Source organism: Silvania confinis, assembly GCF_025564085.1.
Classification (GTDB): Bacteria; Pseudomonadota; Gammaproteobacteria; order Enterobacterales; family Enterobacteriaceae; genus Enterobacter; species Enterobacter confinis.
The window spans coordinates 861,428-881,906 of record NZ_JAMGZJ010000078.1 but is presented as its reverse complement, the minus strand read 5'-3'; the positions used below and the strand labels follow the sequence as shown (position 1 = coordinate 881,906).

Annotated in this window: 21 protein-coding genes; 11 read left to right on the top strand and 10 right to left on the bottom strand. The window is 56.8% G+C overall.

Features of this window, described 5'->3' with window-relative positions:
- The first annotated feature begins 77 nt into the window (after positions 1-77).
- From M8013_RS22190 to M8013_RS22180, 4 genes are all read left to right on the top strand, one after another.
- Positions 78-1,565 (top strand): carboxypeptidase M32, encoded by a 1,488-nt coding sequence (locus M8013_RS22190; protein WP_271269909.1) that lies wholly within the window; start codon positions 78-80, stop codon positions 1,563-1,565.
- Between the two features lie 148 nt (positions 1,566-1,713).
- On the top strand, positions 1,714-2,031 hold the full coding sequence (gene asr / locus M8013_RS22185; RefSeq protein WP_271270181.1) for an acid resistance repetitive basic protein Asr: 318 nt from the start codon (positions 1,714-1,716) through the stop codon (positions 2,029-2,031).
- Between the two features lie 93 nt (positions 2,032-2,124).
- On the top strand, positions 2,125-2,208 hold the full coding sequence (ydgU, locus tag M8013_RS23715) for a small membrane protein YdgU (protein ID WP_472925666.1): 84 nt from the start codon (positions 2,125-2,127) through the stop codon (positions 2,206-2,208).
- 101 nt (positions 2,209-2,309) lie between these two features.
- Positions 2,310-3,140, top strand: a complete 831-nt coding sequence (locus M8013_RS22180; RefSeq protein WP_271269908.1) for a trypsin-like serine peptidase — start codon at positions 2,310-2,312, stop codon at positions 3,138-3,140.
- Here M8013_RS22180 and M8013_RS22175 read toward each other — a convergent pair.
- From M8013_RS22175 to M8013_RS22155, 6 genes are all read right to left on the bottom strand, one after another.
- Positions 3,131-5,293, bottom strand: a complete 2,163-nt coding sequence (locus tag M8013_RS22175; RefSeq protein WP_271269907.1) for a bifunctional diguanylate cyclase/phosphodiesterase — start codon at positions 5,291-5,293, stop codon at positions 3,131-3,133. The two genes, M8013_RS22180 and M8013_RS22175, sit on opposite strands and share 10 nt — an antisense overlap.
- A gap of 81 nt (positions 5,294-5,374) precedes the next feature.
- Positions 5,375-5,704 (bottom strand): multidrug/spermidine efflux SMR transporter subunit MdtI, encoded by a 330-nt coding sequence (gene mdtI / locus M8013_RS22170; protein ID WP_271269906.1) that lies wholly within the window; start codon positions 5,702-5,704, stop codon positions 5,375-5,377.
- Positions 5,691-6,053, bottom strand: a complete 363-nt coding sequence (gene mdtJ / locus M8013_RS22165; protein ID WP_271269905.1) for a multidrug/spermidine efflux SMR transporter subunit MdtJ — start codon at positions 6,051-6,053, stop codon at positions 5,691-5,693. Before mdtJ ends, mdtI begins: the two co-directional genes overlap by 14 nt.
- Before the next feature lie 116 nt (positions 6,054-6,169).
- Entirely contained in the window at positions 6,170-6,340 is a 171-nt protein-coding gene (locus tag M8013_RS23660) for a protein YdgV (protein WP_418939551.1), read from the bottom strand.
- Positions 6,341-6,454: 114 nt separating this feature from the next.
- A complete protein-coding gene (locus M8013_RS22160; protein WP_271269904.1) occupies positions 6,455-7,405 on the bottom strand; it encodes a zinc-dependent alcohol dehydrogenase family protein in 951 nt (316 codons plus the stop codon).
- Between the two features lie 23 nt (positions 7,406-7,428).
- On the bottom strand, positions 7,429-8,154 hold the full coding sequence (locus M8013_RS22155) for a LysR substrate-binding domain-containing protein (protein ID WP_271269903.1): 726 nt from the start codon (positions 8,152-8,154) through the stop codon (positions 7,429-7,431).
- 20 nt (positions 8,155-8,174) lie between these two features.
- Here M8013_RS22155 and M8013_RS22150 point away from each other — a divergent pair, with 20 nt between their 5' ends.
- Entirely contained in the window at positions 8,175-8,549 is a 375-nt protein-coding gene (locus tag M8013_RS22150; protein ID WP_271269902.1) for a LysE family translocator, read from the top strand.
- Here the strand turns inward: M8013_RS22150 and smrA are convergent.
- Together smrA and M8013_RS22140 are read right to left on the bottom strand one after the other, a co-directional pair.
- Positions 8,546-9,109 carry a DNA endonuclease SmrA gene (gene smrA / locus M8013_RS22145; protein WP_271269901.1) on the bottom strand — a complete coding sequence of 188 codons (564 nt, stop codon included), beginning with the start codon at positions 9,107-9,109 and terminating at the stop codon, positions 8,546-8,548. The genes M8013_RS22150 and smrA overlap by 4 nt on opposite strands.
- 348 nt (positions 9,110-9,457) lie before the next feature.
- A complete protein-coding gene (locus M8013_RS22140; protein ID WP_271269900.1) occupies positions 9,458-10,375 on the bottom strand; it encodes a LysR family transcriptional regulator in 918 nt (305 codons plus the stop codon).
- A gap of 175 nt (positions 10,376-10,550) precedes the next feature.
- Between M8013_RS22140 and M8013_RS22135 the strand changes: the two genes are divergently transcribed.
- From M8013_RS22135 to uspE, 6 genes are all read left to right on the top strand, one after another.
- Positions 10,551-11,861, top strand: coding sequence for a M20 family metallo-hydrolase (locus M8013_RS22135; protein WP_271269899.1), 1,311 nt, complete (start codon positions 10,551-10,553; stop codon positions 11,859-11,861).
- Positions 11,861-13,306 (top strand): M20 family metallopeptidase, encoded by a 1,446-nt coding sequence (locus M8013_RS22130; RefSeq protein ID WP_271269898.1) that lies wholly within the window; start codon positions 11,861-11,863, stop codon positions 13,304-13,306. Before M8013_RS22135 ends, M8013_RS22130 begins: the two co-directional genes overlap by 1 nt.
- A gap of 46 nt (positions 13,307-13,352) precedes the next feature.
- On the top strand, positions 13,353-14,879 hold the full coding sequence (gene abgT, locus M8013_RS22125; RefSeq protein ID WP_271269897.1) for a p-aminobenzoyl-glutamate transporter: 1,527 nt from the start codon (positions 13,353-13,355) through the stop codon (positions 14,877-14,879).
- Positions 14,880-14,889: 10 nt separating this feature from the next.
- Entirely contained in the window at positions 14,890-15,405 is a 516-nt protein-coding gene (ogt, locus tag M8013_RS22120; RefSeq protein WP_271269896.1) for a methylated-DNA--[protein]-cysteine S-methyltransferase, read from the top strand.
- A 182-nt stretch (positions 15,406-15,587) separates the two neighbouring features.
- Entirely contained in the window at positions 15,588-16,340 is a 753-nt protein-coding gene (fnr, locus tag M8013_RS22115) for a fumarate/nitrate reduction transcriptional regulator Fnr (protein WP_014070017.1), read from the top strand.
- Between the two features lie 138 nt (positions 16,341-16,478).
- A complete protein-coding gene (gene uspE, locus M8013_RS22110) occupies positions 16,479-17,429 on the top strand; it encodes a universal stress protein UspE (RefSeq protein ID WP_271269895.1) in 951 nt (316 codons plus the stop codon).
- A 118-nt stretch (positions 17,430-17,547) separates the two neighbouring features.
- Here uspE and pntB read toward each other — a convergent pair whose 3' ends face one another.
- Together pntB and pntA are read right to left on the bottom strand one after the other, a co-directional pair.
- On the bottom strand, positions 17,548-18,936 hold the full coding sequence (pntB, locus tag M8013_RS22105) for a Re/Si-specific NAD(P)(+) transhydrogenase subunit beta (RefSeq protein ID WP_271269894.1): 1,389 nt from the start codon (positions 18,934-18,936) through the stop codon (positions 17,548-17,550).
- Positions 18,937-18,946: 10 nt separating this feature from the next.
- On the bottom strand, positions 18,947-20,476 hold the full coding sequence (pntA, locus tag M8013_RS22100; RefSeq protein ID WP_271269893.1) for a Re/Si-specific NAD(P)(+) transhydrogenase subunit alpha: 1,530 nt from the start codon (positions 20,474-20,476) through the stop codon (positions 18,947-18,949).
- Positions 20,477-20,479: the final 3 nt, after the last annotated feature.

Here is a 20,479-nt window from a genome sequence, read left to right as displayed (position 1 = left end):
GAACGGCAAGTGCTTGAATCGCGCCTGAAGGGCTGTATGCTCCTTATCATCTGCCCAACTCACGATGAGAATTAACAATGAAAAAAGAGTCATCCTATCAGTCACTTGTCACGACCTTCCAACGCCTGTCCCGTTTCTCGCACCTCTCCTCCATCGCCAGTTGGGACATGTTCACCATGATGCCCGCAGGCGGCAGCGCCGCCCGGGGTGAGGCGCTGGCGGAACTGAGCGTGCTGCAACATCAGATCCTGACCGATAAAAAAGTGGCCGAACTGCTGCGCAATGCAGAAAGTGAAGATTTGAACGACGTGGAACAAGCCAATCTGCGCGAGATGACCCGCCACTATCAGCAGGCTTCCCTGTTGCCAGAATCGTTGGTCGAAGCCAAATCGCTGGCGGGCAGCAAATGCGAACACGCCTGGCGTAGCCAGCGCCCGGCTAACGACTGGCAGGGATTTTCCGCCAACCTGAAAGAGGTGGTGAAGTTGAGTCGGGAAGAAGCGCGCCTGCGCGCCGAGGCCAAAGGCTGTACCCCTTACGACGCGCTGCTGGATATTTTTGAACCGGACATGACCAGCGCCCGGTTGGACGGTCTGTTTGCCGACCTCAAATCCTGGCTGCCGGATCTGCTCGCCCAGGTCGTCGAGAAGCAGGCCCAGCAGTCGTACGTGCCGCCGCAGGGTCCGTTCCCGACCGCCATCCAGCGCGAGCTGGGGTTAGAAGCGATGAAAACGCTCGGCTTCGACTTTAACGCTGGCCGCCTCGATGTCAGCGCCCACCCATTCTGCGGCGGTGTGCCGGAAGATGTCCGCATCACCACCCGCTACGACGAAAACGAGCTGCTCAGCGCGCTGTTTGGCGTGATCCACGAAACCGGCCATGCGCGCTATGAACAAAATCTGCCGCGCAACTGGCTCGGCCAGCCTGTCGCTCTGGCGCGCTCCACGGCCATTCACGAGTCGCAAAGCCTGTTCTTTGAAATGCAGCTCGGGCGCAGCAATGCGTTTCTGACCCATCTGCTCCCGGCGGTTCAGGAACGTTTCGGTAGCCAGGCGGCATTCACTCCGGAGAACTTTATCGCCTGGAACCAGCGCGTGAAGCCCGGCTATATTCGCGTCGATGCCGATGAAGTCAGCTACCCGGCGCACGTGGTGCTGCGCTATGAGATTGAGCGCGCGTTGATTAACGGCGAGATCGAAGTGGACGACATCCCGGCGCTGTGGGATGAGAAGATGCAGACCTGGCTGGGCTTGTCGACCAAAGATAACTACCGCAACGGCTGTATGCAGGATATCCACTGGACCGACGGCGGTTTTGGTTACTTCCCGTCGTACACCCTGGGCGCAATGTACGCCGCGCAGCTGTTCCATGCGGCGAAGACCGCGCTGCCGGGACTCGATTCCGCGATTGCGCAGGGTGATTTCAGTGCCCTGTTTGACTGGCTACAGCAGAATATCTGGCAGCACGGCAGCCGCTTTACCACGGCGCAGCTAATTCAGCAGGCCACCGGAGAAGATCTAAACAGCCGCTATTTCCGCGATCATCTCACCGCCCGCTACCTGTAATGGCCCACGCCGGGTGCTGAACCCGGCGTTGTACAAAGCGTTACACGCGGAAACCAATCACTCACGGAAGCCTCGGATTTTCAGGCATATAGTTATTTCAACGGCCCCGCAGTGGGGTTAAATGAAAAACAAATTCGAGGGTAAGATGATGAATAAAGTATTAGCTCTGGTTGTTGCCGCTGCAATGGGTCTCTCTTCTGCTGCTTTCGCTGCTGAAACTGTCGCTACCGCTGCACCAGCAGCCACAGCAACCACCACTGCGGCACCGGCTGCAAAAACCGTGCACCACAAAGCACACAAAAAAGCGCCTGCACAGAAAGCCCAGGCTGCTAAAAAGCACCACAAAAAAGCAGCAACCAAAACCGAAGCAGCACCTGTAGCGCAGAAAGCGCAAGCGGCTAAAAAGCACCACAAAAAAGCGGTAAAACACGAAGCTGTAGCGCCAACTGCTAAACCAGCAGCATAAGCCACATCATTGAAACGTGCCCCCGCGGGCACGTTATTTATCCGGCGCTGAACCGGCAAGGTGTCAGCGCCGTTTTTATATCCGGAGGGCGTTATGTTGCAACGCTATCGGTTTGAGCTGATCCTTATCACGCTTATTTTATGTGCGATCGTCACCAGCGTGTTTTATCTTTCGTGAATGTAGCACGCTGATTTTACTCCCACTTTCCTGCTGTCCCGTCTATAGTTAATAACCAGGGTTCATCTTAATAATCATAATTATCCCCTTCAGAGTGTGATATGCGTAAATCCGTTGCGGTTGTACTGGGGGCGTTTTGTCTCTGTTCTGGTTTTGCTCATGCGGACGACAGCGCCGATAACGCCGTGAACGCCAGGGAAGTACAAACGCTGTTTTTTGGCCATGACGACCGCACGCGCGTGACCGATCCGGCGCGTTCACCCTGGGATGCCATTGGTCAGCTTGAAACGGCCAGTGGCAATCTGTGTACTGCCACCCTTATCACCCCGCATCTGGCCCTGACCGCCGGACACTGCCTGCTGACGCCGCCAAAAGGCAAGCCGGATAAAGCCGTTGCTCTGCGCTTTGTGTCGCAAAAAGGGGCCTGGCGCTATGAAATTCACGGCATTGAGGGACGGGTCGAGCCGTCGCTGGGCAAACGGCTGAAGGCCGACGGCGACGGCTGGATCGTGCCGCCGTCCGCCGCATCATGGGATTTTGGGCTGGTGGTGTTACGCTATCCGCCGTCAGGGATCACCCCGCTGCCGCTGTTTACCGGGGATAAAGCCGATCTCACCGCCGCGCTGAAAGAGGCCGACCGCAAAGTTAGCCAGGCGGGCTATCCGGAAGATCATCTGGACACGCTGTATACCCATCAGGACTGTATTGTCACCGGCTGGGCTCAAACCAGCGTGCTATCGCACCAGTGCGATACTTTGCCGGGTGACAGCGGATCGCCATTGATGCTGAAAACCGCCGACGGTTGGCAGGTTATTGGGGTACAAAGTTCGGCCCCGGCAGCAAAAGATCGCTGGCGGGCGGATAACCGCGCCCTCTCCATCACCGGCTTTCGCGACAAGCTGACCGCGCTGGCTCAGGAGTCTCAGCAGTGACGCTGCTGGCGTAGCGCCTTAAGCGCTTCAATCGGCAGCGGCTGGCTATACCAGAAACCCTGCAGCTGATCGCAGCCCGCCAACCGCAGCAGTTTCATCTGCTTTTCGTTTTCCACCCCTTCGGCCACCACCGTCATCCCCAACGCGCTGGCAATGCGGATCGTTCCGCTGACCAGCGCTGACGCCTGATCGTCATTGTCCACCAGCCCGGCCAGTGATTTATCAATTTTGATGGTGTCAAAGTTGAAGCGACGCAGATAGCCGATGCTGGAGTAACCGGTGCCAAAATCATCCAGCGCCACGGCGATCCCCAGCATCTTAAGGTTATTGATGGCGGCCCTGGCGCGTTCGGGGTTCTCGAGGACGTAGTTTTCGGTCACTTCCAGCTGCAGTCGCGTCGGCGGGAAACGGGTCATCGCCAGCACGCTTGCCACCTTCTCTTCAAACTCCGGATCGCGAAACTGCGCGGGCGAGATATTGACCGACAGTTTTAAATCCGAATACGGCTCCAGATCCTGACAGGCGCGGCGCAGCACAAACTGTCCGAGACCGTAGATCAGCCCGCTGGTTTCAGCGATGGTGATAAAGTCGTCCGGTGCCAGCGCCCCGTCCGGGCGACGAGGCCAGCGCACCAGCGCCTCGACGCTGACCATTTTCTGGCTCCGGGCATCAATAATGGGCTGATACCAGACGTCGAATTCGCCGTTATCCAGCCCGCTGCGGATCTGGCTCTCAATCGCCAGCCGCCGCTCACGCGCGCTATTCAGCTCGGCATCATAGTGGGTGACGCGTCCTTTACCGGTGATTTTGGAGTGGTACATGGCAATATCGGCGCGGCGGAACAGCTCTGAGCTGTTACATTCGGTCAGGATGCCGCTGGCAATGCCGATACTGGCACTGATATGGATCGTCCGCTCACCAAGACGAATCGCCGAGTTAAGGTAGTCGAGGACAAAGCCGCCAAAGGCAGAGGCCAACGCTTCAGCATGTTCTCCGCCGATGGTCATCGCAAACTCGTCGCCGCCCATCCGCGCCAGCATCCCATCTTTCGGTACGTTGTCGCGCAAGGTTTTGGCGATGGTGACGATCAGCTCATCACCCACCTCATGGCCGTAGATATCGTTGACGTCTTTAAAGCCATCGAGGTCGATAAACACCACACTTTTGCGATCGGTGTCGCCGCGTTGACTGACCCGCTCCAGCTCTTCGATCAATGCCCGCCGGTTAGGTAAGTGGCTGAGCCAGTCGGTACGCGCCACTTTCCGCGCCTGACTTTCACTGCGCGCCAGCTTATACAACGCGATACTGCTGACGAGAATAAACAGCAAGATCAGCGCCGCCGCCAGCAGCACGATCTGGGTAATCTCCAGTGAAGCCGCCTTTGCCGCCTCGGCACCCGGCTGACGCGGCTGCCAGGAAAGGTAGCCCAGCCCTTCTCCGGCGGCACTTTTAAAGGGGACGTTGTCCGCACTCAACCGCTCCGGGGACAATGTCAGGTTGTCAATCTGGAAGGTATCGCCCAAATCGCGCAAAATTTTAGGATTGACGTGGCGGGTGATTACCAGAAAACGGCGGGTCTGATCCCCCACCGACAGGGAACCCACCGTCGGGCGAATCAGCCCCACGCCGACGAACGCCACGCCCGCGCGGGTTCGCGTGATACCGGCATAGATATTTTTGTCGTTTTGTAAGGCGTTGGTGTTCTTCTGAATCAGAGATTTGAGCCCAGCCCCGAAGAAATCGAGATTGTGCTCTGTAAACGGCTGGCTGCGAAAAGATCCCCACAGCACCTGATAGTTTTCGTTGAGCACAAAGGTGCCGTCATACAGGTTGTTGATCTTAAAGCCCGACCCCCAGGTGTTGTACAGCCAGTGGGTGTCGAGCGTGGGACGATAGGCTTCTCGCACCGCATCGTCCCACACCGCATTGTCGATCACCAGCGACCAGACCCGGTTAACCGAGGTCTGGATCGCCCCCTGCACCGAGAGCGCGGTGCGTTGTTGATCGATTTCATTGGCCTGGCTGCTGATCAGGTTCAAAGACAGGTAGAGTAAGGCGACAACGGAGACAATTAAGCCGATCCCTGCCATAAAAATCATGACAAACAGGGTTCTTGCGGAAGGAATATTTCGCCAGCTTAACGGGTTATGCATTTTTCGACCTCTTTAATGCCCTCTTATAAGCGTAATACAGCAAAGGAATTTCGCTGCCTGGAATAGCAGGCAGCGAGTCGGTTAGGCCAGCTTTATCAGAATCATCCCAATGAGCAGCAGGACCAGCCCGAACCAGCCTTTGCTGTTTAGCCGTTGACCAAACAGGATCCAGCCTGCGGCAAGCGTAGCGGCAATGCCGAACCCACCCCACAGCGCATAAGCGACCGAAAGGTCAATGCCGCGCACGGCCTGAGATAAGGCGCTGAAGGCCCCGAGCACGGCGGCAATCGACAGCAGACCATAGGTTTTGCTGCGAAAACCGTCAGAGAACTTCAGCAGCACGTTGGCGGCAATTTCCAGCACAATCGCCAGTCCCAGCCAGGCGGCGTGGATCCACTCAAACTGTTGCATGAGTTGACCCCTTCTGCTGTTTTTTGGTTTTACGGGTGCCTGACTTGATCAATATAATCCCCGCGACCAGCGTCGTCAGCCCGGCAATTTTCATCATCGACAAAGGCTCATCGAACAACATCACGCTAAACAGGGTGATCAATAAAATACCCACCCCTTCCCATAATGCATACGCCACGCCGAGAGCGATTTTTTTAACCGCAAACGACAAAAATATATAGGAAAGGGAAATCATCATCAGCATTAAAATAAAACCGGCGTGCCCGCCGCTGACGCTTGCCCATTTCATTGACAGGGTGCCGACTATTTCAGCGACGATAGCCAGGGCTAAAAGGATCCAGTAAAACATGTTTTTCTCCTGCTTGAGAATATTATCCTTCGCGGCTTACTGTGAGCAGTAAGCCGGGTAAAAAAATAGCGATAATGGTTGGCACGGCGCAGGGCGCCAGCTCAGGCAGAAAGGATCTACAGCGCGGTGCGCCAGTGTTGCTCGCCAGTCAGCAGGCAATAAGAGGGGAATATACGTGAAGTCGATGTTGAAATGCGCTTGTTGAACAGATTGTCCATAATATTACAATTATCTGCGTTGTTGCTTCTCGTCAGTGCAGATGAATATTGTCTCCGGTAGTTAAACACCGCTGATTTTTACCATAAGCCAGGATTTTACTCAAAGCCTTTTCAATTCTTTACCCTTAATTTTTGACGTCGGTTAATTTAATAACCCAGGTTTCATCTTTTTAAAATAAAACATCAGCCGTTGCTCATCGTCAGCAGCGGCTTGTGGCTGCGCCCCGCCTGGCGGTAATCGGCCACAGCTGCTTGCCATGCGGCAAAGGGCAACCGTGTGGTGTTGCTGTACTGACTCTCTGCCATTTTTGGCCAGATAGCCTGGAACTCCGCCTGCCACGCTTGTGGGCTGAGCGCATCCAGATAGTTGCGGATATGGAACCAGCGCATCGGCGGATAATGCGGTTGTAAGGTAAACGGCTGACCGGAGAGTAGGCCGTAGCAAATAAACTCTCCGGTGCCGGGCATCGCACTGAGGATCATCTGCGCCAGCTCGCCGCCGGTGGCGTCGTAGACAATATCACTGTCGGCCGCCACCGCCTGCACGGTGGCGCTGTCGTGCTGGGCAATCGGGACGATCCCCATCGCCTGCAGTCTGGCGGCATGAACCGGCGAGCGGTGAATGCCAAACACCTTGCGCGCGCCGAGCCGATGCGCCCATTGCCCCAGCAGGATTGCGCAGTCCGAGCCTGCCGCAGTCAGCAGGACCCGTTTGCCGCGAGGAGGATACAGTTTGAGCATCAGTTGGGCCGCCAGCGGGTTGATAAATGCCCGTGCCGCCAACGGAGACGGGATGGCATCCGGAACCGGGATCGCCAGCGCTGCCGGGCAGTCAACGATCTGCTGCCAGGTGCCTTCGCCGCGCAGGGGTAATACGCGTTTGCCGATCAGATGTGTCGCGTCATCAGGGGCGGCGATCACCCTGCCGACCCCTTCATAGCCGGCAATGGCGGGCAAGGTGATGCGATGACGATAAGCTCCGGTGATCGGGATCAGATCCGAAGCATTCACCGGAGCCAGCAGCATCTGCACCCGCAGCTGACCGGGGTTAAGCGGTGCTTTTGCGGCGGTTTCGGCCTTTAACACCGATTCGGGTTCACCAAACTGACGGTAGTATAAAGCGGTGTTTTCCATGCGCGTGCGGCCCCTCGCCAGAATCATTGAACCTGCAAATGTACCACATCCGGCGTACGCGCCAGCAGGTACTCCCCCAGACGCAGAATGCCCGGTTGTTGACTGCTGTCGGCTGGCCACACCAGATAATAGCTATCGCCGGTGCGGGTGAACCGGGAAAAGGGCAACGCCAACAGGCCGCTTTCCAGTGCGTTCAGGCTCAGGGCGACATCCCCCACCGAGACGCCATGCCCGCCGATAGCCGCCTGATTGCCTTGTTCGAGCGTATCGAAAAGATGGCCTTTGCTGAGATTGACTGCGCTTTCCAGCTCGCTACCCTGCAGCCAGCGCCGCCAGTCGCGTCGATCGACCGAGGGGTGGATCAAGGTGCACGCAGTTAAATCCTGACGCGCATTTTCTACCAACCAGGGGGCGCAGACAGGTGCCAGCAGTTCCTCGAACAGCCGCAGTGAACGGGTGTTCTCGCCGAACGGGCCATTGCCCAGCAAAATGGCGCAATCGAAGGCTTCGCGGCGGAATTCAACCCGATCAATATCCATCCACACGCTGGATACCTGCACCTGTGGCGTTGAGTTATCCTCATGAAAGCCGTGCAACGCTTTCAGTAGCCAGTTGACCGTCAGGGTCGAGGGCGATTTCAGCCTTAGCAGGTGCCGGGTGCCGCGAAAAGCCTCACAGGCGCTCTCGAGGGTGGCGAATCCGGCCCGCAACTGGCCAGCCAGCGCGCGCCCGGCATCATCCGCTGGCACTGTCGCTGGTGGATGTGGGTGTGGGTGGTTCACTGTTTTTGGGGTGGATGGCTATCCAGATGCTGCAGAGCCGTCGCTCGCAGGCGACGATTCAGGTTCAGCGCAGCGGCTTTGCGGTGGGTTTTGTGACCGCAGTTGCCAATCCAAAAGACATTCTGTTTTTTGCCGCCTTCTTTCCGCAGTTCGTGCGGATCACTGCCGATTTTACGCTGAGCATCAGCATTCTTACCCTGATCTGGGTGGTGCTGGATCTGCTGATCCTCAGCCTGTGGATCGTCAGCGTCAGGCGTTATGTACCGCAACGCTTCGCCCGCCAGGTTAACGTCGCGACGGCCCTGTTTCTGCTGGCGGTGGCGATCGCGGGGCTTTGGATCAATCTGCGGGCGCTGGCCTAGCGGCTGCGTTTGGCGTGGCGCTCGCGGGTCTCGAGCTTCGCATCGTCGGATTTGCGCAAGGCGACGTAGCAGGCCCCACTGCCGCCGTGGTGCGGCTGCGCGACGCAAAACGCCTGTACTGCGTCAAATTCTGCCAGCCAGCGCGCCAGATAGCTGCGCACGATATTAGGGTGAGCGTTATCCTCCCGGCCTTTACCGTGGATCACTGTCAGATTACGCAAGCCGTCGCGTTCGGCCTGACAAATGAAGGTATACAGCTGCTGACGGCACTGCTCCACGGTTAAGCGGAGCAGCGTGAGGCTGGCCTGGCGAGGGTACTTTCCTGACCGCAGCTTGTCGATAACCCCCTGCTGCACCCCTTCCCGCTGAAACGTCAGCGGCTGAGCCAGCGGAACGATATCCAAAAAACCGGTGGTCAAAAAGTTGTCGAGCTGGCTGGTGTCTGGACGCTGCTGCGGTCGCGCCGTTCGACCCGGCTGCCACTGGACATCGGCACATCGTTTGAGGGGCTGGACATCGCCCATCGCAGCAAGAAAAAGCGCGTTATCATCGGGTTTCATGGCATCCTCCGGCTCTACTGACAGGGTACTATACCTGCACGCCCGCACTGTCTCAATGGGCCTCAACTGACGACCTGCACCCTTATCCTGATTAATACCGGATGACAGATTTAATTTAATTAATTGATTATTTACCTGAGCTAAACTTTATTTTTACTGCTGATTAACCATTATGACTTAGCTAAAATTTTGTGAACAAAGACGTTTTTATTTCCTTTATTTATTGGGAAAAGCTGATATACCTAAATGTATCTGCATTACGGAAACAATAAGCAGGATATGCATCGGGAGCAATGCTGTGTGTACTGTAGGGTCTGTTGGATGTCGACAGACTCTATTTTTTTGCCCTTAATTTGGCGGGCAAATAACCTGTCTGGCCTGACGTCTGAACTGGGTGATTAATGATTCGGTCAGCGGTGTCTGACGAGAATCCCGACGCTGGATCAGGTAATAGGTTGCTTTTGGTAGTGTTTCCTGAACGGGCAACATCACCAGTCGGTGCGCCAGCAGCGGATCGCAGCCCAACTCCTGTGGCAGAATACTCAGAAAATCGCTCTGCGCCACCAGACTAATACATGACGAAAATGTTTCACAGACAATACCGACACGGGGTATTTGGGCACGATGATTAAACAATTCCTCCAGCTGTTTATAATAGCTGCCTCGTGGCGTGGGCATTGTCCAGCTATATTTCAGCAAGTCATTGATCGAAGTCGCACCTCGCGCGGGATGACCTTCCCGACAAAATATCGCAAAGGGTTTCTCAAATAATCTTTCGAACGTAAATTCGTGGTCATAGGGGCCCTGATAATAGGTATTGATCGTAAAATCAAGCTCGCCCTGACGTAATTCATTAATCATCGAGACCAGCTGACCTTCCATAATACGCACCTTGACCTGCGGATGCTGCTGATGGAAGCGGACAATCACCGGGGGCATTAACATCCGCGCGACGCTGGCGCCCATCCCGACGTTGATCTGCCCCGCCTGCTGCCCCTGCCGCTGTCGAATATCGTCCTGCGCGCTGCGCAGCTCCTCGAGGATCAGGCTGGCGTGCTGGTAAAAACTCTCCCCACACTCGGTTAATGCCACCCCTTTGCTGCGGCGAACAAAAAGCTGGGCCGCCATTCCCTCTTCCAGCTCTTTAATTGATTTGGTTAACGCAGGCTGCGACAGAGTCAACACCCGGCTGGCACCGCGAATGCTCCCCTGCCGCGCCACTTCCACGAAGGCGCGAATTTGATGAAATTTTATCTGAAACGTCATGTCTGGACCGATAACCGTTGTTTATCAGAGAAAAGAAACTGTCATCTACTGTAATGGAATTGAGTGTGCGAGGGTAAGCCACGAAAGGTTAAATCTGTGAAAAAACGGTTAGCGATAAGTAAAAACTATCACAACGTGAAGCAGTTCACACATTCTAATGATGACAGGAAACGATATGCATACACTGGCGCACGACCTGCAGGCCATGTTCCCGCAACTCACCGCATGGCGACGTGATTTTCATCACTATGCCGAATCTGGCTGGGTCGAGTTTCGCACCGCGGCAAAGGTGGCCGAAGTATTAGACCAGCTGGGGTACGCGCTGGCGATGGGCCGCGATGTTGTCGATGCCGACAGCCGAATGGGGCTGCCCGACGAGGCGACACTGGCGCACGCCTTTGCCCGCGCACGTCAGCAGGGTGCACCAGAAAAATGGCTCAGCGCGTTCGAGGGCGGCTTTACCGGTATTGTCGCCACCCTGAACACCGGTCGTCCGGGCCCAACGCTCGCGTTTCGGGTCGATATGGATGCGCTGGATCTCGACGAAGCCCGTCTGGACGATCATCTGCCGTTCCGGGAAGGGTTTGCCTCCTGCAACAGTGGGATGATGCATGCCTGCGCCCACGACGGGCACACCACCATCGGCCTGGGGCTGGCGCAGCTTCTCAAAAAATACCAGTCGCAGTTGAATGGCACCATTAAGTTGATATTTCAACCTGCGGAAGAAGGCACGCGCGGTGCGCGGGCGATGGTTGCGGCAGGCGCACTGGACGGCGTCGACTATTTCACCGCCATCCACATTGGCACCGGCGTGCCCGTCGGGACGGTTGTCTGCGGCAGCGATAACTTTATGGCCACCACCAAATTTGACGTGCGCTTCACCGGCGTTGCCGCCCACGCAGGCGGCAAACCCGAAGAGGGCCGTAATGCGTTGCTGGCTGCGGCCCAGGCGGCCCTTGGCCTGCACAGCATCGCCCCACACAGCGAAGGCGCGTCCAGGGTCAATGTCGGTGTGATGCAGGCCGGCAGCGGACGCAACGTGGTGCCCGCCAGCGCCTTGCTGAAGGTCGAAACACGTGGCGAGAGCGAAGCGATTAATCAGTACGTATTTGAACGCGCCAAAGCGGTGATCGACGGTGCTGCCGCCATCTACGGGGTCAGCAGCGAGCTGCGCCTGATGGGTGCCGCTACCTCAAGCGTGCCTTCGCCGGCGTGGGTGAATTACCTGCGTGAGCAGGCCGCGCAGGTTGCGGGGGTGGAACACGCTATCGACAACGTCAAAGCCCCAGCCGGTTCGGAAGATGCCACCCTGATGATGGCCCGCGTGCAGCAGAACGGCGGCCTCGCCTCCTACATGGTGTTTGGCACCACCCTCAGTGCCGGGCATCACAACGAGAAATTCGACTTCGATGAACAGGTGATGCTGACCGCCATCGAAACGCTGGCGCGCACCGCGCTTAACTTCCCCTGGACCCGAGGTGTGTAATGCAGGCTCTCTATCCTTTTATTGCGGATGCTATTGATACCCGAAGCGCGCATTTCACCGCCATCGCAGATGATATCTGGGATCATCCGGAAACCCGTTTTGAAGAGTTCTGGTCCGCCAACCGTCTGGCGAACGCACTGGAAGAAGAAGGCTTTACTCTGACCCGCGAGGCCGGTGGCGTGCCTAACGCTTTTATCGCCAGCTTTGGCAGCGGTAAGCCGGTGATCGCCCTGTTGGGGGAGTACGATGCGCTGGCGGGATTGAGTCAGAACGCCCGCTGCGCCACAGCGCAAACCGCGACCCCGGGCGCTAACGGCCACGGGTGCGGACATAACCTGCTCGGCACCGCCGCGCTTGCCGGTGCAGTGGCGGTTAAAAGTTGGCTGGGACAGCACGGCGGCAGCGGCACGGTGCGCTTTTACGGCTGCCCCGGCGAGGAAGGCGGTTCCGGCAAAACCTTTATGGTCCGCGAAGGGTTGTTTGACGATGTCGATGCCGCCGTGACCTGGCACCCGGAAGCCTATGCAGGCATGTTTAACGTCAGCACCTTGGCCAATATTCAGGCGTCGTGGCGCTTTCACGGCACCGCAGCGCACGCGGCCAACTCCCCCCATCTGGGACGCAGCGCGCTGGATGCCGTAACGCTGATGACCACCGGCAGCAACTTCCTTAACGAACACATCATCGAAAAAGCCCGCGTCCATTACGCCATCACCGATACCGGCGGGATCTCGCCGAACGTGGTGCAGGCTCAGGCAGAAGTGTTGTATTTGATCCGCGCCCCGGAAATGGCCGACGCGCAGCAGATCTACGAACGGATCGAGAAAATCGCCCAGGGCGCGGCGCTGATGACCGAAACCCGCGTTGAACGACGATTCGACAAAGCCTGCTCCAGCTATTTGCCCAACCGTACACTGGAGGCCGAAATGTATCGCGCCGTGCAGCATTACGGCACGCCGGACTGGAGCGACGAAGAACGCGCGTTTGCGCAAGAGATCCGCGCCACGCTCACCGACAACGATCTGCAAAACAGCCTGAAAAACATTGCGGCGACCGGCGGCGTTGCGGGCAACGCGTTTGCCCGTCGCCATCAGCAGACCCTGCTGATCGATGAGGTCGCGCCTTACGCCATCACCGACAACATTCTGGCGGGCTCAACCGACGTGGGCGACGTCAGCTGGAAAATGCCGGTGGCGCAGTGCTTCAGCCCGTGCTTTACGGTGGGGACGCCGCTGCATACCTGGCAGCTGGTGGCCCAGGGTCGAACCTCGATTGCGCATAAAGGGATGTTGCTGGCGGGTAAAGTGATGGGCGCTACGGCGCTGGCGCTCCTGCAGGATCCGGCCCTGTTAGCGGCGTGCCGCGAGGAGTTTGCACAGCAGTTGAGAGAAAAACCGTACGCCTGTCCGATCCCTGATGGCGTTACACCGTCACCTTTAAAATAATAAAACAAAACACAACAACACAATACAACACTCCCGAGGAACGCCCATGAGTCTGTCGTCCCTGCCTTCGAACTCCCCCTCCAGCAAGCTGTACGGCTGGGTTGAAAGAGTCGGCAATAAAGTGCCGCACCCTTTCCTGCTGTTCGTCTATTTGATTGTGATTCTGGCGATCGCCACTGCCGTGCTGTCGGCTTTTGACGTCAGCGCCCGCAACCCGGCCGACGGCAGCATGGTGGCGGTAAAAAACCTGCTCAGCGTGGAAGGTTTGCACTGGTTTTTGCCGAATGTGATTAAAAACTTTAGCGGCTTTGCCCCGCTGGGCGCGATCCTCGCCCTGGTGCTTGGCGCCGGTCTGGCCGAGCGTTCTGGCTTGCTGCCGGCCCTGATGGTGAAAATGGCGTCGCACGTCAGCGCGCGCTATGCGAGCTATATGGTGCTGTTTATTGCCTTTTTCAGCCATATCTCTTCGGATGCCGCGCTGGTGATCATGCCGCCGATGGGGGCGCTGATTTTCATCGCCGTGGGGCGTCATCCGGTGGCAGGCCTGCTGGCGGCCATTGCCGGTGTCGGCTGCGGTTTTACCGCTAACCTGCTGATTGTTACCACCGACGTGCTGCTCTCCGGGATCAGCACCGAAGCGGCGAAAACGATCGATGCCGCCATGCACGTCAGCGTTATCGATAACTGGTTCTTTATGGCCAGTTCGGTGATTGTGCTGACCATTGTCGGCGGGTTGATTACCGATAAAATCGTCGAACCGCGGCTGGGTCAATGGCAGGGCGCCAGCGACGAGAAGCTGGATTCGCTTAGCCCAGAACAGCGCCGGGGACTGCGCGTTGCCGGGGTGGTGTCGCTGCTGTTTATCGCCGCTATCGCGCTGCTGGTGGTGCCGGAAAACGGCATCCTGCGCGACCCGGTGCTGCATACCGTCCTGCCGTCGCCGTTTATCAAAGGCATCGTACCGCTGATCATCCTGTTCTTCTTTGTCGTCTCGCTCGCCTTTGGTATTGCGACCGGCAAAATACGCCGCCAGGGCGATCTGCCGCAGCTGATGATTGAGCCGATGAAAGAGATGGCGGGCTTTATCGTGATGGTGTTCCCGTTGGCCCAGTTTGTTGCGATGTTTAACTGGAGCAACATGGGCAAATTTATGGCGGTCGGTTTGACCGACATACTGGAAAGCGCCGGGCTCAGCGGCGTACCCGCCTTCCTCGGGCTGGCACTGCTCTCGTCGCTGCTGTGCATGTTTATCGCCAGCGGTTCGGCAATCTGGTCGATACTGGCACCTATTTTCGTGCCGATGTTTATGCTGCTCGGCTATCATCCGGCCTTTGCCCAGGTACTGTTCCGCGTCACCGACTCGGCGGTGATCCCGCTGGCACCGGTTTCGCCTTTTGTCCCGCTGTTCCTCGGCTTCCTCCAGCGCTATAAACCGGAGGCCAAACTGGGTACCTACTATTCGCTGGTGCTGCCGTATCCCCTTATCTTCTTAGGAGTATGGCTGCTGATGTTGATGGCATGGTATCTTGTCGGCCTGCCTATTGGACCGGGGATTTACCCGCGCCTGAACTAAGGAACACCCTATGCTGAGATTGCTCGAAGACAAAATCGCTACCCCCCTCGGCCCTCTGTGGGTGATTGCCGATGAGCAGTTCAATCTGCGCGCCGTCGAGTGGGAAGAGTACAGCGGTCGGATGGTGGAACTGTTGAATATCCACTATCGCGCCGAGGGCTACGAGCGGATCGGTGCGACCAATCCGGGCGGATTGAGCGACAAGCTCAGCGCCTGGTTCGAGGGCGATCTCAGCATTATCGACACCTTACCCACCGCCACCGCCGGTACTGCGTTCCAGCGCGAAGTCTGGCAGGCGCTGCGCAGCATTCCCTGCGGCCAGGTGATGCATTACGGCCAACTGGCCGAACAGCTTGGCCGCCCCGGTGCGGCGCGTGCTGTGGGTGCAGCCAACGGTTCTAACCCGGTGAGCATTGTGGTCCCCTGCCATCGCGTCATTGGCCGCAACGGCACCATGACCGGCTATGCCGGCGGGGTGCAGCGCAAAGAGTGGCTCCTGCGCCACGAAGGTTATTTGCTGCTGTAGCTCCAGGCTTTTAGTGCTTACCTTTCCTTAAGTTAGCGACAAAGTCCGCAGTCAATTTGTGGAATTTCAAGAAGATGCTGGCGCTTTCGCGCTTCTTGACCTTATTGATGGTTTCCCAGGCTTACGTAGGGTCAAAAAAGATGTTAAAATTGACCAATATCAATTAAGGCTTGAGCAAACCTATGATCCCGGAAAAGCGAATTATTCGACGCATTCAGTCTGGCGGTTGTGCTATCCATTGCCAGGATTGCAGCATTAGCCAGCTCTGTATTCCGTTTACCCTGAATGAGCATGAACTTGATCAGCTCGATAATATTATCGAGCGCAAGAAGCCGATTCAGAAAGGACAGACGCTGTTTAAAGCGGGTGACGAACTGAAATCGTTGTACGCTATCCGTTCTGGCACCATCAAAAGCTACACCATCACCGAGCAAGGCGATGAGCAGATCACCGGCTTCCATCTGGCGGGCGATCTGGTGGGCTTTGACGCCATCGGGACCGGCCACCACCCGAGCTTTGCTCAGGCGCTGGAAACCTCAATGGTTTGCGAAATCCCGTTTGAAACCCTCGATGATCTGTCAGGCAAAATGCCCAATCTGCGTCAGCAGATGATGCGTCTGATGAGCGGCGAGATTAAAGGCGATCAGGACATGATCCTGCTGCTGTCGAAAAAGAACGCAGAAGAGCGTCTGGCCGCGTTTATCTACAATCTCTCACGTCGTTTTGCCGAGCGCGGTTTCTCTCCGCGTGAGTTCCGTCTGACCATGACCCGTGGCGATATCGGTAACTATCTCGGTCTGACCGTCGAAACCATCAGCCGTCTGCTGGGTCGTTTCCAGAAAAGCGGCATGCTGGCGGTAAAAGGGAAATACATCACCATCGAAAACGGAGAAGCGCTGGCCGTGCTGGCCGGACATTCCCGCAACGTCGCGTAATCACCTCTGCTTTCTGCTTTGCCAGGTCGGTAAATTTTCGCATTTATTGATCTGGTAAAACATCCCCCCTGTTTCATTCAACATATATAGGTTACTCTTTTAATTACAGACTGTGGTGACAGTAGTAAGGAGACCTGTATGGCAAAGTATCAAAACATGCTGGTGGCCATCGATCCTAATCAGGACGATCAACCGGCGTTACGTCGAGCTGTATATTTACACCAACGGATTGGCGGCAAAATTAAAGCGTTTTTGCCGATCTATGACTTCTCTTACGAAATGACGACCCTCCTGTCGCCAGATGAACGCACTTCGATGCGTCAGGGCGTGATCACCCAGCGCACCGCGTGGATCCGCGAGCAGGCAAAATTCTATCTCGATGCCGGCGTGCCTATTGATATCAAAGTGGTGTGGCACAACCGTCCATTTGAAGCCATCATCCAGGAAGTGATGAGTGGTGAACACGACCTGCTGCTGAAAATGACCCACCAGCATGACAAGCTGGAGGCGGTAATTTTCACGCCAACAGACTGGCACCTGCTGCGCAAATGCCCGTGTCCGGTGTGGATGGTGAAAGACCAGCCATGGCCTGAAGGGGGTAAAGCTGTGGTGGCGGTAAACCTCGCCAGCGAAGAGAACTATCACAATGCCCTGAACGACAAGCTGGTCAAAGAGACCATTCATCTTGCCGAGCAGGTTAACCATACCGAAGTCCACCTGGTGGGCGCCTACCCGATTACGCCCATCAACATTGCTATCGAACTGCCGGAATTTGACCCCAGCGTCTATAACGATGCGATCCGGGGCCAGCATTTAATTGCCATGAAAGCACTGCGGCAAAAATTTGGTATTGACGAGAAATTAACCCACGTCGAAAAAGGCCTGCCTGAAGAGGTGATCCCTGATTTAGCCGAACATCTGCAGGCCGGGATCGTGGTGCTGGGGACGATTGGTCGTACCGGTCTTTCCGCTGCCTTCCTCGGTAACACTGCTGAGCAGGTCATAGACCATCTGCGATGTGATTTGCTGGTTATCAAGCCGGATCAGTACCAGACTCCGATTGAGCTGGACGACGATGAAGACGATTGAGTAAAAACGCCCGGCGGCGCAAGCTTGCCGGGCCTACAAACGTAGGCCGGGTAAGCGTTAGCGCCACCCGGCAATAAAAAAGCCGCCAAATTAAGGCGGCTTTTTTTCATCTCACAACTTACAGCGCTTTCAGAATCGCATCCACGCTGGCTTTGGCATCGCCAAACAGCATATGGGTGTTCTCTTTGAAGAACAGCGGGTTCTGCACCCCTGCATAACCGGTGTTCATCGAGCGTTTGAAGACGATAACGTTCTGCGCCTTCCACACTTCCAGAACCGGCATACCGGCGATCGGGCTGTTAGGATCGTCCTGAGCCGCCGGGTTAACGGTGTCGTTGGCGCCAATCACCAGCACGGTATCGGTGTCGGTGAAGTCGTCATTGATTTCATCCATCTCCAGCACGATGTCGTACGGCACTTTGGCTTCTGCCAGCAGAACGTTCATGTGGCCCGGCAGACGCCCGGCAACCGGGTGAATACCAAAGCGCACCTTAATGCCGCGCGCACGCAGTCTCTCGGTGATTTCTGCCACCGGATACTGGGCCTGCGCCACCGCCATGCCGTAGCCCGGGGTGATGATGACCGTGTGCGAGTTTTTCAGCATATCAGCCGTGTCTTCGGCGTTGATTTCGCGATGCTCACCAACTTCATCATCACCGTTGGAGGTTTGTCCATCGGTACCAAAGCCGCCCGCGATCACGCTAAAGAACGAACGGTTCATCGCTTTACACATGATGTAGGACAGGATCGCACCCGACGAACCGACCAGCGCACCGGTCACGATCAGCAGGTCGTTGCTCAGCATAAAGCCCGCCGCCGCCGCCGCCCAACCCGAGTAGGAGTTCAGCATCGACACCACCACTGGCATGTCTGCCCCACCGATCGACGCCACCAGGTGCCAGCCGAAGGCCAGCGCGATAAGGGTCATCACCAGCAGCACCAACGCCTGCATGCCAACACTCTCGGTGCGAACAAACACCACCATCAGCACAAACGAGACCACCAGCGCAGCCAGGTTCAACTTGTGACGGTTCGGCAGCATCAGCGGCTTAGACGAGATCTTCCCACGCAGCTTACCAAAGGCGACGATTGAGCCAGTGAAGGTCACCGCACCGATAAAGATGCCAAGGAACACTTCGGTCAGATGGATGTTGACCAGAATCTGCTCCATCCCCGGTTCGTGATACAGATAGCTGTTAAAGCCAACCAGTACCGCCGCCAGGCCGACAAAGCTGTGCAGAATAGCCACCAGCTCCGGCATTTCGGTCATTTCGACACGCTTCGCCAGGCGAATACCAATCGCGCCGCCGATGATCATAGCCACCAGGATCCACGCCACGTTGCCGGTATCCGGCCCGAAAATCGTGGCCATCAACGCAATCGCCATCCCGGCGATACCAAAGTTGTTACCCTGCTGCGACGTTTCGTGCTTTGACAGTCCCGCCAGGCTGAAAATAAACAGGATCGCGGCAACAATGTATGCCGCTGTAACTAATCCTCCAGACATAAGTTACCCCTTATCCCTTACGAAACATTTTCAGCATGCGCTGAGTCACGGTGAAGCCACCGAAGATATTGATACTGGCAATAAGTACCGCGATAAAGCTGAGGAAACTGACCCAGCCGCCGTGACCAATCTGCAATAACGCCCCGACCACGATGATCCCGGAAATGGCGTTAGTCACCGACATCAGCGGGGTATGCAGCGCATGGGAGACGTTCCACACGACGTAGTAACCCACGACGCAGGAGAGCGCGAACACGGTGAAGTGACCCAGGAACTCTTTCGGTGCGACGTCAGCCAGCCAGCCGAACAGCACGATCGCCAGCGCCATAAACGCAAATTTGCGCCAAGGCGACGCCGGTTTTGCGGGCTCTTTTGCGACCGGGGCCGCTTTTGCTGCCGCCTGCGGCTGCGCTGAAACCTGAATCGGCGGTGCCGGCCAGGTGACTTCGCCGTCACGCACGACCGTCACGCCGCGAACCACGACGTCTTCAAAATCAACGATAACGTTGCCGTCTTTCTCTTTGCAGAGCAGTTTTAGCAGGTTGACCAGGTTGGTGCCGTAAAGCTGGGATGACTGGGTTGGCAGACGACCAGGCAAGTCGGTATAACCGATCACTTTTACGCCGTTGGCGGTGGTGGTGACCACGCCCGGAACGGTGTATTCGCAGTTACCGCCGTTTTGCGATGCCAGATCGACGATCACGCTACCAGCCTGCATTGAATCGACCATTTCACGGGTAATCAGCTTCGGCGCTGGTTTACCAGGGATCAGCGCAGTGGTGACAATAATGTCCACCTCTTTCGCCTGGGCGGCGAACAGCGCCATTTCGGCTTTGATAAACGCCTCGGACATCACTTTCGCGTAGCCGTCGCCGCTGCCAGCCTCTTCTTTAAAGTCCAGTTCGAGGAACTCGGCGCCCATACTCTGCACCTGTTCTTTCACTTCCGGACGGGTGTCAAACGCGCGGACGATAGCGCCCAGGCTGTTTGCCGCCCCAATGGCCGCAAGACCCGCGACGCCTGCGCCGATGACCATCACTTTGGCGGGTGGCACTTTGCCCGCAGCGGTGATTTGCCCGGTGAAGAAGCGGCCAAACTCGTGCGCCGCTTCAACGATGGCGCGGTAGCCTGCAATGTTCGCCATCGAGCTGAGGGCATCCAGCGACTGCGCGCGCGAAATACGCGGCACGGAATCCATCGCCATCACGGTGACGCCACGCGCCGCCAGCTTCTCCATCAGTTGCGGATTTTGTGCCGGCCAGATAAAACTCACCAGCGTGGTGCCTGGATTCAGCAGCGAAATTTCGCTCTCTTCCGGTGCATTGACCTTCAGAATAATATCCGAATGCCAGACGTTAGCGTCGTCAACGACCTCCGCCCCTGCCTGAATAAATGCCTCGTCATCGAAGCTTGCCAGCTTGCCTGCGCCGCTTTCAACCGCGACGGTAAAACCCAGTTTCAGCAGTTGCTCCACCGTTTTCGGTGTTGCCGCTACACGGGTTTCATTGGCAAACCGTTCTTTTGGTACCCCAATACGCATAGT